Source organism: Candidatus Villigracilis sp., from assembly GCF_057083605.1.
In genome coordinates, this window is sequence record NZ_JBXMTI010000003.1 from 47,370 (window position 1) to 62,236 (window position 14,867).

At 48.9% G+C, this 14,867-nt stretch carries 12 protein-coding genes and 1 tRNA gene; 11 read left to right on the forward strand and 2 right to left on the reverse strand.

What is annotated here, in order from left to right; genetic code table 11:
* Positions 1-86: 86 nt before the first annotated feature.
* A complete protein-coding gene (mscL, locus tag AC14M5_RS00760; protein ID WP_484027706.1) occupies positions 87-479 on the reverse strand; it encodes a large conductance mechanosensitive channel protein MscL in 393 nt (130 codons plus the stop codon).
* A gap of 601 nt (positions 480-1,080) precedes the next feature.
* Here mscL and AC14M5_RS00765 point away from each other — a divergent pair.
* The 11 genes from AC14M5_RS00765 (at position 1,081) to recO (ending at position 13,618) form a co-directional block, all read left to right on the forward strand.
* Positions 1,081-2,970 (forward strand): ABC transporter substrate-binding protein, encoded by a 1,890-nt coding sequence (locus AC14M5_RS00765; protein ID WP_484027707.1) that lies wholly within the window; start codon positions 1,081-1,083, stop codon positions 2,968-2,970.
* A 179-nt stretch (positions 2,971-3,149) separates the two neighbouring features.
* The gene (locus AC14M5_RS00770) at positions 3,150-4,349 is read left to right on the forward strand and encodes an ABC transporter permease (RefSeq protein WP_484027708.1); all 1,200 of its coding nucleotides are present in this window, start codon (positions 3,150-3,152) and stop codon (positions 4,347-4,349) included.
* A 19-nt stretch (positions 4,350-4,368) separates the two neighbouring features.
* Positions 4,369-5,364, forward strand: a complete 996-nt coding sequence (locus AC14M5_RS00775; RefSeq protein WP_484027709.1) for an ABC transporter permease — start codon at positions 4,369-4,371, stop codon at positions 5,362-5,364.
* Between the two features lie 31 nt (positions 5,365-5,395).
* Positions 5,396-6,436, forward strand: coding sequence for an ABC transporter ATP-binding protein (locus AC14M5_RS00780; protein ID WP_484027710.1), 1,041 nt, complete (start codon positions 5,396-5,398; stop codon positions 6,434-6,436).
* A 17-nt stretch (positions 6,437-6,453) separates the two neighbouring features.
* Positions 6,454-7,446, forward strand: a complete 993-nt coding sequence (locus AC14M5_RS00785; RefSeq protein WP_484027711.1) for an ABC transporter ATP-binding protein — start codon at positions 6,454-6,456, stop codon at positions 7,444-7,446.
* Positions 7,447-7,576: 130 nt separating this feature from the next.
* Positions 7,577-9,502: an ABC transporter substrate-binding protein gene (locus tag AC14M5_RS00790; protein WP_484027712.1), complete on the forward strand. Its 1,926-nt coding sequence runs from the start codon at positions 7,577-7,579 to the stop codon at positions 9,500-9,502.
* A gap of 164 nt (positions 9,503-9,666) precedes the next feature.
* The gene (locus AC14M5_RS00795) at positions 9,667-10,752 is read left to right on the forward strand and encodes a response regulator (protein ID WP_484027713.1); all 1,086 of its coding nucleotides are present in this window, start codon (positions 9,667-9,669) and stop codon (positions 10,750-10,752) included.
* A gap of 29 nt (positions 10,753-10,781) precedes the next feature.
* Positions 10,782-10,852: transfer RNA gene (locus tag AC14M5_RS00800), tRNA-Gln, on the forward strand.
* A 130-nt stretch (positions 10,853-10,982) separates the two neighbouring features.
* Positions 10,983-12,347: a bifunctional UDP-N-acetylglucosamine diphosphorylase/glucosamine-1-phosphate N-acetyltransferase GlmU gene (gene glmU, locus AC14M5_RS00805; protein ID WP_484027714.1), complete on the forward strand. Its 1,365-nt coding sequence runs from the start codon at positions 10,983-10,985 to the stop codon at positions 12,345-12,347.
* 14 nt (positions 12,348-12,361) lie between these two features.
* The gene (cdd, locus tag AC14M5_RS00810) at positions 12,362-12,775 is read left to right on the forward strand and encodes a cytidine deaminase (RefSeq protein ID WP_484027715.1); all 414 of its coding nucleotides are present in this window, start codon (positions 12,362-12,364) and stop codon (positions 12,773-12,775) included.
* An 84-nt stretch (positions 12,776-12,859) separates the two neighbouring features.
* Complete coding sequence (gene recO, locus AC14M5_RS00815; protein WP_484027716.1) at positions 12,860-13,618, forward strand: DNA repair protein RecO; 759 nt, start codon at positions 12,860-12,862, stop codon at positions 13,616-13,618.
* Here recO and AC14M5_RS00820 read toward each other — a convergent pair.
* Positions 13,613-14,827, reverse strand: coding sequence for an NAD(P)/FAD-dependent oxidoreductase (locus tag AC14M5_RS00820; protein ID WP_484027717.1), 1,215 nt, complete (start codon positions 14,825-14,827; stop codon positions 13,613-13,615). The genes recO and AC14M5_RS00820 overlap by 6 nt on opposite strands.
* Between the last annotated feature and the right edge of the window lie 40 nt (positions 14,828-14,867).

Here is a 14,867-nt window from a genome sequence, read left to right on the forward strand (position 1 = left end):
CGCCAGAGAAAGTGGAAAGTATGGCAGGTTAAAAACCTGCCATGTTTCGTTGTTAGGTGTGTGTCACGTTAAAAGTGTGACCTACGTTATGCTTTCAATTCAGATGTGCAGTTTGGGCAGCGCGTGGCTTTGATGGAAATAACACTGAAGCAATACGGGCATTCCTTGGTGACGGGGTCAGCGGGTGTGGGAGTTTTCTTCAATTTATTAGCTGACTTAACGAAAATGAAGATGACAAATGCGATTATGAGAAAGTCAACAATGGTTTGGAGAAAGACTCCCCAATTGATAACGGCCGCACCAACGATGAAAGTCTGTTCACTGAAATTGATCCCGCCCACGGCTAAGCCGATCAGCGGCATGAGGATGTCATTGACGAGGGAGCCGACGATCTTCCCGAACGCGCCGCCAATGATCACACCCACGGCCAAATCCAGAACATTTCCGCGCATGACGAATTCTCTAAACTCTTTTAGCATGCTATACACCTCATACCTTTGTGGTTGAATTCTATTAGCCTCTTGCGAAAGTCGCATGTAGGTCAGGCTTGCAGCCTGACGTTGCTTTGAAATATGAGTTTGGCGGGTTACAAACCCGCCCTACAAATATTTGTGTGAGAGGTTTATTTTATCGCTTGATTAATAAACCAGTAAACCTTTCGGTGGGGATTACCAATAAGGCGATGAAATCTCAGTGTGAAACTCTGTCCTTCGATGTGGATCAATTGTCGGCTGGGGGTGAGGCGGGGGTAGATCCAGTCCGCAACATTATTTTGCCGCGCAATAGGAGCAAAATTTGTGACCAATATTGGAGTTAAAAACAGTTCTCTAGAGGGGTTTTTTGTCGATTTGAGTGCTGTTTCCTATGGAAAAGAAGATTATACATCTTATACTCGGGGTGTGAACGTTGACGTACCTAAAGAATTAGGTATAATTTGTTTTGCTTGTTTTTTGGTTTGCAAGTCCCCTTTTAGATCGTTATAGAGGAGGTGGTACAGCAAGAGATATAGATAAAACGTACGTTTTAATCGTGTCCGAAAAATCAACCCCCTATATTTTCTTCTTTGGAGGAGAAAAAACCATGTTACGAAACCGTATGTTCTTTGTTTTGGGCTTGCTGGTAATTGCCAGTGTTGTCCTCGCCGCCTGTGGTGGTGCAGCTCCCGCTGCAACAGAAGCCCCTGAAGCAACCGAAGCTGTTGCGACAGAAGCTCCTGCGACAGAAGCTCCTGCTGAACAGACTTCCTTCACCACACCTCACCCGATCTTGGGTGATTTGCGTGTGCGCCAGGCTCTGTCCTACTGCACCAACAAACTTGACTTGATCAAGTCTGTGTATCCTCTTCTCACCGAAGAAGAACAGGCTTCATTGGTCATGAACACTTTCATCCCGCGCGCTCACTGGGCCTACGCTGGCGATGAGAACGTAACGATCTATGAATTCGATCAGGAAAAAGGCAAGGCCCTTCTTGACGAAGCTGGCTGGACCTTGGCTGAAGGCGCTGACTTCCGCGCGAACGAAGCCGGTGAAGAACTCTCCTTGAAATTCACCACCACCTCCGCTGCTTTCCGCCAGACCTGGGCTGCCATTTGGGAAGCTCAGATGGCTGAGTGCGGTGTTCGCGTCGTCCGCCTCCACGCTCCCGCCTCCTGGTGGTTCGGTGATACCACTGGTATCGCCCGCCGCGACTATGAATTGGGCGCATTCGCATGGGTTGGTCAGGCTGATCCTGGTGGTCAGACCCTGTATGCCTGCGATCAGATCCCGCTTCCTGAAAATGGTTGGGAAGGTCAGAATGCCATGGGTTGGTGTAATGAACTCGCCAGCACCAACATCAAACTGGCGAACAACACCCTCATCAAAGACGACCGCATTGCTGCCTACACCATCGTCCAACAGGAATTCACCAAGGACGTCCCCAGCATTCCGCTCTTCAACCGCACCGAAACTTTCGCAACCCAGGCTGACATCACCGGTTTCGCTCCCGCTCCTGGACAGGAATATTACAACTACAATGTACAGGAATGGGCGAAGACTGGTTCAGACACCGTCATCATCGGCTTTACACAGGAACCTGCTTCCTTGTTCACCCTGGTTGAAGATGCCTTCGTAGCCAACATTGCCTATCAGATCATCCGCCCTGCACAGGAAACCCACTTGAATTATGACTTCAAGGCGACCCTGGTCAAGGAACTCCCGACACTCGAAAATGGTGGAACCACCAATAACGATGTTGAGGTTTCCGAAGGCACGATGGTTGTTGATGCTGATGGCAACGTAGTTGAACTTGCCGCTGGCGTATTCGTCAACAACGCCGCTGGTGAGAGAGTTGAATTCACCGGTGGAACCGTCACCATGAAGCAATTGGTTTCCCGCTTCGAAATCATCGACGGCCTGAAATGGGAAGATGGTGAACCCGTTGTCAGCGCCGATCTCGAACTGGGCAAGAGCATCTCCTGCGATCCTGCCTCCGGTGCAACCTCCTTCATCACCTGTGACAAGACTGCCAGCGCCGAATTCCTGACCGATGCTGTTGGTTACGTCCAGACCTGGATCCCCGGTGTTCAGGACCCGCTATACTTCGTTCCTGTTTGGCCGATCTATCCTTCACATCAGTTGGGCGATCTTCCCGCCGCGGATTGGGCGACCGATCCCCGCGTAGCTGAGACACCTCTTGCCTATGGTCCTTACAAGCTCGTTGAATGGGTCAAGGGCGAGAAGCTGGTCTTCGCTGCCAACGAAAATTGGGTCGGTGGCGCTCCTGCCTCCCCGAACCTGGTAATCCAGATCATCACCCCTGAAAGCGCTGAAGGCTTGCTGCTTGGCGGTGAAGTTGATATCCTGGATTCAACCACCCTCGCTGGTCTTTCTGAGACCTTGAAGGCTGCTGCAGATGCTGGCGATATCGTCACCTACGTCGAAGCCGGCGGCACTTGGGAACACATCGACGTCCAGTTGTTCATCCGCTAGTCTATTGAAAGTAAGTTGAGTTAAATGGGGTAGGCATGGAAACATGCCTACCCCAGTATTACCTGCTTGTTACATAAATTACCAAACTTTCTGAACGAAATTATGAGTAAAAATAAGTTTGGTAATTTTTGCGGAACTTTGTAAGTAAGAAATTATTTTGTCTTCAGTTTGGAGAAGCCATGACCGCGTATCTGATCCGTCGAATTTTGCAATCGATTTTGGTGGTTTTTATTTCAGCAGTAGCCACTTATGTGCTGTTGAGTTTCGCACCTGGGGGGCCCATGGCAGGCTTGCGTCAAATCCAACAATCTGGACGGTTTCAGATCACAGAAGAAGATATAGCCCGCATCCGTGCCTCCTTTGAGTTGGATCTCAATCTTTCGGTTCGTTTTACCCGTTGGTTGATCGGTGTACCGCGCGGACCTGTGGTGATTGGCGGAAATGAATATTTCGCTGATGTAGTAGTGGGCTGTCGCAAGCCGCTTGAGGCAGAAGTTTTAAATTCACGGGGTCAATACGAGATTCAAGTAGTTGGATGTAAAGAAAACGTTTATATGAAAGACCTGGTTGGTCGACGGACCAGCCGAGGCATTCTCTTGGGAGATTTCGGATTGTCATGGCGTATCTTACGTGATCGTCCTGTTAGTGATCTGATCCAGAGCCGCCTATCCAAGACTTTACAATTGATCGGCCTTGAGACACTTTTATCTCTTGTGATCGGTATTCCGCTGGGTATTTATTCGGCTGTCCGCCAATATTCAAAGTTTGATTATATTTTTACAACACTCGCATTTATGGGGTCGGCCATGCCCAGCTTCTTCTTTGGCTTAATTTTGATCCTATTGTTTTCAATTCTTCCAAAAGGCGCAGGGCTGCCCTACATCCCTGCCGGTCTGTCAGAATCTGTGCGTAACTACACCATTCCCTTAATTGGTGATGTTGTGGCAGGCTCAGTGAAAGACCGAACTCTGCATTTGATATTACCTGTCACTGTTTTGACGTTGATCAACATTGCCGGGTGGAGTCGTTTTATTCGTGCCAGCATGTTAGACGTGTTGCGTCAGGACTACGTCCGCACAGCACGTGCGAAGGGATTGAGTCAGATCAGCGTCATCATGAAACACGCGCTGCGCAATGCGCTGATCCCATTTATTACGATCGTCGTATTTACAATACCGGGCCTGTTCAGCGGCGCGATCATTACAGAAAGCATCTTTGCCTGGCCGGGAATGGGCCGTCTGTATATCCTCGCGTTGGGAGATTATGATTATCCGGTAGCGATGGCGATTTTCTTCATCCTGGCTGTTCTAACCGTAATCGCAACTCTACTACGTGATATTCTATATACGATTGTGGATCCCCGCATTCGATTAAACTAGCGTTGAGGATATTTTTTCAATGACTGTAGCTCAATTAAATAAGCTTGATGCTGAAGCTGTCACCATCGAGGAACGCAGCCCGTTTCAGATTGTGATGAGGCGGTTTGTGCGTCATCGCCTCGCAATGGTATCGCTGGCCGTCATGGTGATTATTTTCATCGTAACGATCCTGGCGCCTTACATCACCTCTTTCAAGGTTGATGAACTGGATGTCAACAATTATTTCATTCCTTTCGGAAGTGTGGACGAAGCAACGGGGCGTGTACATTACCTGGGAACCGATAATATCGGGCGCGATTATTTTTCCCGATTGATTTACGCAGGACGTATCTCACTGACAGTGGCGCTGCTTTCCGTGCTTATTTCTGAGACCATCGGCGTTTTGGTGGGAGCGGTCTCGGGGTTTTATGGCCGCTGGGTGGATGCGGTCCTGATGCGCTTTGTGGAATTCATGCTCACCATTCCAACATTGCCCCTGCTCCTGATCATCTCTTCCATGCTATTGCGAAATGAAGACCTGATCCCCATTCCAGAATCGGTGTTGAGCTTTGTGGGAAATATCATGCTTCTTAGCCCAAGAGATGCTCGTAATGCAGTATTAATTGTTATCGTTTTGGCTGGATTTGGCTGGCTCTCATCGGCACAATTGATGCGTGGTACGGTTTTATCCCTGCGCGAGCAGACATTCGTTGAGGCATCTCGTTCGCTTGGCGCCACGAATATCTGGATCATTATGAAGCATATGATCCCCAACGCCATGGCTCCGATCATCGTTGATGCATCCTTAAACCTCGCTGGGTATGTGGTGGCAGAAGCCGCGCTCGCCTTTCTTGGTTTTGGGATTCAAGACCCGGTTCCTACCTGGGGGAACATGCTCTCAGCCACGCAGACTTATATGTTTGATAAACCCTGGCTGCCGCTGCTGCCGGGCATTCCCATTTTTGTCTGTTCCCTCGCCTTCAACTATATCGGGGATGGCCTGCGCGATGCGCTTGACCCGCGTTTGAAGTTATAATCGGTCAAAAATCTCAATTCTGGAGATACCTGTGGCAACGAATAATCAAAAACCTTTGCTCGAAGTACGCAATCTAAAAACCTATTTTTATACTGAAGACGGTGTTGTGCACGCGGTAGATGGCGTCAGTTTTGAAGTTAATAATGGCGAAGTTCTTGGAATCGTCGGTGAATCAGGCTGCGGTAAAAGCGTCACGTCCCTCTCGATCATGCGTTTGATCAGTGTACCCGGCAAAATTGAAGAAGGCGAAATACTTTTCGATGGCAAGGATCTTGTAAAAGCCACTGAAGAAGAGATGATGCAGGTTCGTGGTAACCGCATTTCGATGATTTTCCAACAGCCCCAATCTGCGCTTAACCCTGTTTTCCGTGCAGGTGATCAAATTTCCGAGGTGCTCAACATTCACCAGGATTTTGGTAAGGAAGCCGGTAAAAACCGAGCCGTCGAGTTACTTAAATTAGTGGGTATCCCCGAACCGGAAAGCCGCGCTGAATCTTTTCCACATGAACTTTCCGGTGGTATGGCACAGCGTGTCATGATCGCCATGGCGCTTGCCTGTGTACCAGACTTGTTGATTGCCGATGAACCCACAACCGCTTTGGATGTGACAATCCAGGCTCAGATACTCGATCTGATGCGCGATATGCGTACTCAGTTGGGTTCCGCCATGATCCTGATCACTCATGACCTTGGTGTGATCGCTGAAATGGCAGACCGTGTGGCAGTAATGTATGCGGGTGAGATCGTTGAGCAGTCTCCCGTCGCAACACTGTTTGATCGTCCGCTTCACCCTTACACCAAAGGTTTGATCGGCTCGATCCCGGTGCTTGGCGAAGTCCGGGAAAGATTGGATGTCATCCCCGGCTCTGTTCCGAATTTGGTAAATCTGCCTACTGGCTGTCGCTTTGCTCCTCGCTGCATGTCGCGTGTTGAGTACGGTTTAACGATCTGCACCGACAGGCGCCCTGAACTGGATGATATCGCTGAGGGACATAAAGTACGCTGCTGGCTTTATACAGACTCCGAAGCCGATAAGCACGTCGCTCCGATCAAACATGGAAGCAAATCTTAAGAAGAGATGATGTGGCTATGAATATAAAAATGCAAACTCAAGAGAAACCAGATCTGTTGGTTGTAAAAAATCTTACCAAGTATTTCCCTGTTCGTTCGGGTATTTTGCAGCGCACCACAGCCTGGGTAAAGGCTGTAGAGAATGTTAGTTTCGCGGTTAAGAGCGGCGAAACCCTGGGCATGGTGGGTGAGTCCGGTTGTGGAAAAACAACAGTAGGGCGTTCCATTCTGCGTTTGATCGAGCCGACATCTGGTGAAGTCTCCTTTAATGGAGAAGACATCATCAAGATGCGCCCAAAATCGCTTAAGTCCCTGCGCCGTGATATGCAGATCATCTTCCAGGACCCATATGCGTCTCTCAACCCTCGTATGCCGATCGGGGAAGCGGTGATGGAGGGCTTGCAAATTCATAAAATTGGGCAGCCTAAGGAACGTTGGGAAATTGCCATCAACATGCTTAAAAAAGTGGGTCTGGAAGAATACCATGCCCGCCGTTACCCGCATGAGTTCTCGGGGGGTCAGCGCCAGCGCATTGGCATCGCCCGCGCTTTGGCTTTACAACCTAAGTTCATTGTCTGCGATGAACCTGTTTCGGCGCTGGACGTTTCCATCCAGTCACAAGTTTTAAATATTCTCAAGGACCTGCAAAAGGAATTTGGCCTCACTTATCTCTTCATTGCACATAACCTGAGTGTAGTGGAACATATCTCCGACCGTGTGGCTGTGATGTATTTGGGCAAGATGGTTGAACTAACCGATCGTGATGCGCTTTATCGTGATCCGCTTCATCCTTATACCCAGGCCCTGCTTTCCTCCATTCCGATCCCTCACCCCAATATTAAGCGTGAGCGTGTAATTCTCAAGGGTGATGTGCCCAGTCCGCTAAACCCGCCCACTGGCTGCCGCTTCCACACTCGTTGCCCTGTAGCCATTGAAAAATGTTCACATGAAGAACCAGAGTTCAGGGAAGCCAAGCCAGGTCATTGGGTGGCTTGCTGGCTTGTGGAATAAGACGATAAATGAGACCGCCGCTCGGCGGTCTTTTTTTATTTCAGAATTTACAAACCGTTTCAAGTGTTCAACGTTGTTATAATTGGCCTCTAAGCTCATTCATCGCGCTATTCTAAATCGGCAGGCAACTATGAAAAAATATCTTTTCCCCTTTGCTCTGATCGTTATTGCCATACTTACTGGATGTCTAAGATTATCATCACAGGATGGAACTCCAACCGAATCATTCACGCCTTTTTCTACTTTAACACCAGAGCCTCCTGCCCCGACTTCTCTTACCGTATGCCTTGGGCAGGAACCAAACTCCCTTTATCCATTTGGTGAATTGAATGCGGCTGCACGAAGTGTGCTGGCTGCGATCAACGATGGCCCGTTCGATACGATTAGTTATGAATACCAGCCTGTGATCCTGACGCAGATGCCGTCCCTTGAAAACGGCGAAGCACAAATCGTCAGCACGCAGGTGCAGGATGGAGATCAGGTTGTGGATGCGAATGGGAATCTTGTCGCGCTGGAACAAGGCGTGCATGTGCATCCCGCTGATTGCCGCGCTGACGATTGTGTCATCACTTATGACGGCACGACTTCGCTTAAGATGGATCAAATGGTGGTCAACTTCCGCCTGCGCCCGGACTTAACCTGGGCGGATGGCACACCTCTTACTACTGATGATTCAGTATATGCATATGAAATTAATGCAAGCGACAAGACCTCCCCCAAATCATATTTGATCGAACGCACGCAAATCTATGAAGCCGCCGATGTACAAACGATACAGTGGTGGGGAGTGCCGGGGTTTATTGACCCATCGTATTTCCTGAATTTTTGGGCGCCCGCTCCGAAACATCTGTGGGGTGAATTTCCCGCAGATGAATTGCCTTCCATTGACGTTGCATCACGCACGCCGATGGGCTGGGGGCCTTACATGATGGTCGAATGGATTCCGGGCGATCACATCACTTTGGAGAAGAATCCATATTATTTTCGCATTACGGATGGATATCCAAAAATTGATACGCTCTCCTTCCGCTTCATTCCCAACCCGGATACGGCTCTGAGCGAGATGATTGCAGGCCGCTGTGACATTCTCGACCCATCCATTCCACTTGATGAGCAGGCAGGCTTGTTGAAGGAAATGCAGGTCGCTGAACAGGCGCAAGTATTCATCAATTCTGGGATGACCATAGAATGGCTTGGGTTGGGACTTGTGCCCGCCTCTTATGATAATGGTTATGATATTCAAAGAGACAGGCAGAATTTTTTTGCCGATGCTCATACCCGCCAGGGCATTGCTTATTGTCTTGATCGTCAATCAGTGGTCAATCATGTCCTCTTTGGAATGACGATTGTGCCGCCCTCATACATTCCAGTTGAGCATCCTGTGAATGACCCAAATATTGCGCCTATCCCTTATGATCCCGAGGTGGGCATTTCGCTGCTCGAACTGGCTGGCTGGCAGGATACAGATAAAAACCCTGCCACGCCCCTGCGCGCAGTGGAAGTTGACAATGTTGCGTACAATACGCCGTTGCAATTGAATTATTACACTACAACCGCCACGCAACGCAGGCAGGTTGTGGACATTCTCGAAAAGTCGCTTGCGGAATGCAGCATAGGTCTTAATGTTGAATATTTTTCACAAAGCGATCTTTATGCCGGGGGACTCAATGGCTTACTCTTTGGGCGCAATTTTGACCTCGCTGAATATGCAATGGGTGTCAATAGCATTGAACCTCCCTGTGGTTGGTTTACCAGCGCCGAAATCCCTTCCGAAGACAATTCATGGGTTGGGGCAAATATCACTGGCTATAGCAATGAAGAATATGATGCCGCCTGTCGTGAAGCACAACTCTCATTACCGGAGGAACAGGCTTACATCAATTCGTATCGAGAGACTCAGATCATTCTCTCAACCGACCTGCCCGCCATCCCCTTGTATTATCGTCTTCAGATCGCAGCAACCGGCCCTGATATTTGCCATTTCGATTTTGACCCAACCGCCAATCCGCTTTGGAATATTGAATCGGTTGATAAGGGCGACTCCTGTCAAAACTGATTGGAATTTATCAGACAAACTTTGCTATAATGCAATTTATAAGATTTTACAAGTCTTACATGGCAAAGGCAAATGGTAATCCTCTTTCATAATTTTTTCGCTTCCGAAATTATTCATACATCCACTCCATGCACACAATCTGCTGGAAGGTAGAGTAGGCATTTATGGATCGCAATATTCTTCTTGTTGATGATCATCGCGATATTATCCGTCTGTTGCACTCCACACTTGATACCCTCAAAAACGAAGAGATGAAGGTTTTTGAAGCTCCATCGGGCGAAGAGGCGCTCCTTGAATCCACGCGCCATAAAATTGACTTGCTTATCACTGATTTCATGCTCCCTGGCATGAGCGGCGTGGAATTAATGCACAAGGTGCGCGGGCGTCATCCCGAAGTAAAAGTGATCTTCATCACCGGCATGACCGATAAAAAAATGCGCGACGAAATGTTCAACGCCGGTGCCCTTGCCATCTTCGACAAACCCATTCCAATGGCAGATTTTTTGGATGTGGTTGAGCGCGGGCTTGGCCTTGTGCAAACGATTTTCCCCCCTGAAAGATCGGGAGAGCAGGTCGAAGAACGTACATCCAGACTTTCAGACCTGCTTGCTAATTTCAGGCAGGATATCAAAGCCGAAGCAGTTTTTCTGCTTAATGATCGCGGCCTTGTGCAGGCGCGTACTGGCAAACTGCATGATTCAAGCATGGAAGTTTCGCTTGTTTCCACGCTGATGGCAATCCATGCCGCCAGCTTAAAAGTTGCCCGCCATAACCATCAGGAAACACTGGACTCCTTTCACGTATTCAGCGGCGGCGACCACGACCTGCTTTTCATTCCCGTTACACCGCTATATGCCCTGCTCGTTGCTGGCAACGGTCTCGCCGCTGAAGATCGCATTCTTGACACAGTGAGCGGCCTGCTTGCTTTACGGACGGAGGTTGAAAAATCTCTCAAATCCATGGGTGTGACTGGGGAACTTAAACTTGCCTCAGCCGACAGTGGTAGATCCGCTACATCTGCCTCACCGACAGTTGCCACTAAAAAACAGACAGATAAACTCGCGAACGCAGTTCCTGCCCCTGAAATGGAAGCATTGCTAAAAGAGGCCTCTGCTCAAAAAATAAAACCCAAAAACGCCGACGATTTTTGGAACGAAGCTGCTCAAAAGCACGGCAAAAAACCCGCCAACTCAGAGGTTATTTCGCTCGAAGAAGCGCGTAAGCTCGGCATTATTTCAGACGGAAAGTAAAATAATTTGTGATACAATTTTGCCCGCACTGGGGCATGGTGCAATGGCAGCACACCAGCCTTTGGAGCTGTGGATCTTGGTTCGAATCCAGGTGCCCCAGCCTGATACATCCGCAATAGCGGACTATTTTTCTAAAACAGGATTTGAGTGGCATCGCCGCACGAATCCTGTTTTTGTTACCCCGCACATTTTTTAGCTCTTATCGAAATGCGCAGGGTTGAGGTGACAATATGAAGATAACCGCCATCCTGCTCGCCGCCGGCCAGGGGACTCGTATGAAATCATCCCTTCCTAAAGTATTGCATCCCATAGCTGGCAAACCTATGATCTGGCATGCATTGCAGGCAATTCAGCAATCCACCACTGAGAAACCAGTGGTAGTGGTTGGGCATGGCGCTGAGGAAGTTACAAAGTACCTCGGCGATTCTGCGCAGACAGTCTTGCAGGAACCGCAGCTCGGCACGGGTCATGCAGTAATGCAGGCTGAATCTTTATTAAAGGGAAAGTCAGACCTTATCGTTGTTTGTTATAGCGATATGCCTTTATTACGCGGCGAGACACTACAAAAACTTGTTGAAACGCAGAAAAATAATAAAGGTCCTATTTCCATGCTGACTGTGGTTGCGGATGACCCACGCGGATTTGGACGTATCATCCGCAAAGTGGACGGTTCTGTAGAAGCCATCGTGGAGGAATATGTCGCTACGGCAGAGCAGTTACAGGTCAAGGAATTGAACGTGGGCGGGTATTGTTTCGACGCAAATTGGTTATGGGACGCCTTACATCGCATCCCTAAAAATCCTAAAAAAGGCGAATATTATCTGACCGATATCATTGAGTTGGCATCGAAAGATGGATTATCAGTCCAAGCCACTGTGATGGATGATCTGGAAGAGACGATTGGAATTAATTCCCGCGTGCATCTTTCAGAAGTGGAAGCAGGTATGCGCAGACGTATTAATCAGGAACACATGATCAATGGGGTGACGATGATAGACCCTGCCTCCACATACATTGAAGTTGATATAAAGATTGGCAGGGATACAATCCTCATGCCGAATACTTATTTGCACGGAAAGACCGAAATCGGCGAGGGCAACGTGATCGGGCCGAACACGATCATCCGCGATTCAAAGATCGGGGATCGCTGCAAAGTGCTTGCATCAGTTTTGGAAGGTGCATTGTTGGATGATGATGTGGACATGGGACCATTCGCGCGCTTGCGTAAAGGCGCTCATCTTGGCAACCACGTCCACATGGGGAATTTCGGCGAGGTGAAAGATTCACATCTGGCTGAGGGCGTGAAGATGGGGCACTTCTCATATATTGGCAATGCAAAAATTGGCGCCAATACTAACATTGGCGCAGGAACAATAACGGCGAATTACGATGGAGAGAAAAAGAATGAAACCGAGATCGGTCAGGACGTTTTCATTGGTTCAGATACCATGCTGATTGCGCCCTTGAAAATTGGCTCGGGTGCACGCACTGGCGCAGGCGCGGTGGTGACTAAAAACGTGGCGGAGGATACACTTGTAGTAGGCATGCCCGCTCGCGCCATCAAAAAACTCGAACGAAAAGCTAAAAAGAAATAAGCAGGTAATAAACAATGACCCTGAAAAAAGAAGAAAAACAATCTTTGATCGACCTTGCCAACGAAGCACGGCGGCGTGCTTACGTGCCGTATTCGAAGTACCCCGTTGGCGCAGCCCTGCGGACCAAGTCTGGGCGATTGTATACCGGTGTCAATGTGGAAAACGCGGCTTATCCGCAAACCATGTGCGCCGAACGGGTTGCCATCTTCAAAGCTGTATCAGAAGGTGAAACTGAATTTGAAGTGATCTCCGTGGTCACGAATAATGGTGGCTCTCCCTGCGGTGGATGCAGGCAGGTGATGGCTGAATTTGGTTTGGATACCATCGTCCTGCTTGCAGATGGGAATGGGAAGCTGGTGAAGCAAATGACCGTTAGCGAATTGCTGCCCGAAGCATTTACGCCGAAGCATCTTGTGATAAATAAATAATTGTAGAAATGTAAACACGTACACAAGGAACAGATAACTGTTACCTGTGTACGTGTTTACATTCATACGTGTATACTGATCTCCATGACCAATTTCCGCTCCTTCCGCGCTTCTGCTGTTGTGCTTCGCCATTCTGATTGGGGTGAAGCCGACCAATTGCTCACGCTTTACACGCGCGAACAGGGTATGGCGCGCGCGCTGGCAAAAGGTGCGCGAAAAATGACATCGCGCAAGGGTGGGCATTTACAACCCTTCACACATATCACCGTTCAGCTTGCGAAGGGCAGGGATCTACTGATCGTTACGCAGGTTGAAACAATCAATGCCTTTTTACCCCTGCATGATGACCTTGTAAAATTAAGTTACGCCTCTTATGTAGTTGAATTATTACTGCGTTTCTCTTATGAAGAGGAAAGTGCAAACCCTACGATCTTTCGATTGCTGATCGAAACATTAGATCGCATCGAAAAAGAGTCCGAAGCATGGTTGGCTGTTCGTTACTATGAAATGAGATTATTGGATTCTGTGGGGTTTCGTCCGCAGTTGTTTGAATGCGCAAATTGCGGTCGCGAAATTCTGCCTGAAGATCAATATTTTTCCTTCACGGCTGGCGGTGTGATCTGCCCTCGCTGCGGCCAGGGACTGCCCAACCTTGCGAAGCTCTCTGTTGAAACACTCAAGTATATGCGCCATTTCCAAAGATCGAGTTATAAAGATGCATCTCGCGCGCGTCCCAGCTTTGAGGTCCAGAAAGAGGTGGAAGTTCTTATGCAGGGATATTTCACTTATCTGCTCGAACGCGAGTTGAATACGCCGGGCTTCATCAAGCGCGTCAAATCATAGCGGGAAATTTCTTTTACTCCAATTCAAGACAAAAAACCAGGCTGCAAATAAAACGATCGGTTTCAACATGCGCCACAGCAGGATTTGAAACCATCTCCATTTGAAAGAATAGATGACTTGCGAAAAGAGCCAGCGCGCGATCAACGTTTGACCAAGCCCGCTTCGCACCAGCCGACGCTTGTATCTGCGGAATGAAAATTCGTTACGCTGATAAGACTCCGCGATCTCCTGCGCGGCGATGGCTCCATATCCCAACGCCATGCTGATTCCCTCGCCGAAGATCGGGTCTGCGCCAACAGCATCGCCAACCAATAACACACGCGGAATAGAAGTTTTGTTCCACGGGCTGTACCAGCGGATGGGATGACCTTTGATCTCATAATCATTTAAGTCAAAGCCGTGGCGTTTCATCTCTTCTGCAAGGGGTTCTTTCAAGGCAGGGCGTTTCTGATCTGCAAGAATATTCGTATCGTAAATTCCCCAACAACGCATGGGCTCACCATTGACTTGTGTGGGGAAGTCCCATGTATAGCCTGCGATGTTATTTGGCACGGGGAGGAAATCAAAGTATGCTATGTCATTGCGAGGGGTGCTTTTCCCCGAAGCAATCTGGTTGTTGATGTTGGAGATTGCTTCATCGGGCTTTGCCCTCCTCGCAATGACGGAATAATCTGGGGTTATGACTTCCAAAACCCGCGCCGTATAAACAGGCTCATTCGGGAAAATACAACGACGAGTGATTCCATTTGAGCCATCTGCGCCAACAACAATCTCTGCCCGAAATTCTCCCTGATCGGTACAGATGGTTACACCATTTTCATCAGGAATGATCTGATTTACTTTGACGCCTTCCCGAATTTCGATTCCCGATTCCCGAGTCTTTTTTGCCAGCCAATGGTCGAACTCGTTGCGGCGGATCACGCGGATGGCATGTCTCCTTGGCACGCGGACGTTGAGTCCCTTGCCTGCAAAATCGAAGCGGGCACTGGGCGCATCCACATGGGGCACTTCGCGCACGTCGAGGCCGAGCCTTTCGAGAATGACTTCGGCATCGATGACGAGTCCGCCTGCGCAAAGTTTGGGGCGCGGATAATGCTCTTTTTCCAGAATCAAGATTCGGTGAGTCAGATGCGGAGCGATCTTCGTCAGATGCAATGCGGTAGAAAGTCCGCTTGGGCCGCCGCCGAGGATGATGATATCTTTATCCATTCCCCAATTGTGCCATAAAAAATAGCTAGGAGTGCAAAAT

Excerpts from the sequence above, each read along its gene's own strand:
- AC14M5_RS00775 (WP_484027709.1), top strand. The coding sequence starts at position 4,369 with ATGACTGTAGCTCAATTAAATAAGCTTGATGCTGAAGCTGTCACCATC.
- AC14M5_RS00795 (WP_484027713.1), top strand. The coding sequence starts at position 9,667 with ATGGATCGCAATATTCTTCTTGTTGATGATCATCGCGATATTATCCGT.
- AC14M5_RS00770 (WP_484027708.1), top strand. The coding sequence starts at position 3,150 with ATGACCGCGTATCTGATCCGTCGAATTTTGCAATCGATTTTGGTGGTT.
- AC14M5_RS00785 (WP_484027711.1), top strand. The coding sequence starts at position 6,454 with ATGAATATAAAAATGCAAACTCAAGAGAAACCAGATCTGTTGGTTGTA.
- AC14M5_RS00790 (WP_484027712.1), top strand. The coding sequence starts at position 7,577 with ATGAAAAAATATCTTTTCCCCTTTGCTCTGATCGTTATTGCCATACTT.
- cdd (WP_484027715.1), top strand. The coding sequence starts at position 12,362 with ATGACCCTGAAAAAAGAAGAAAAACAATCTTTGATCGACCTTGCCAAC.
- mscL (WP_484027706.1), bottom strand. The coding sequence starts at position 479 with ATGCTAAAAGAGTTTAGAGAATTCGTCATGCGCGGAAATGTTCTGGAT.
- AC14M5_RS00820 (WP_484027717.1), bottom strand. The coding sequence starts at position 14,827 with ATGGATAAAGATATCATCATCCTCGGCGGCGGCCCAAGCGGACTTTCT.
- glmU (WP_484027714.1), top strand. The coding sequence starts at position 10,983 with ATGAAGATAACCGCCATCCTGCTCGCCGCCGGCCAGGGGACTCGTATG.
- AC14M5_RS00765 (WP_484027707.1), top strand. The coding sequence starts at position 1,081 with ATGTTACGAAACCGTATGTTCTTTGTTTTGGGCTTGCTGGTAATTGCC.
- recO (WP_484027716.1), top strand. The coding sequence starts at position 12,860 with ATGACCAATTTCCGCTCCTTCCGCGCTTCTGCTGTTGTGCTTCGCCAT.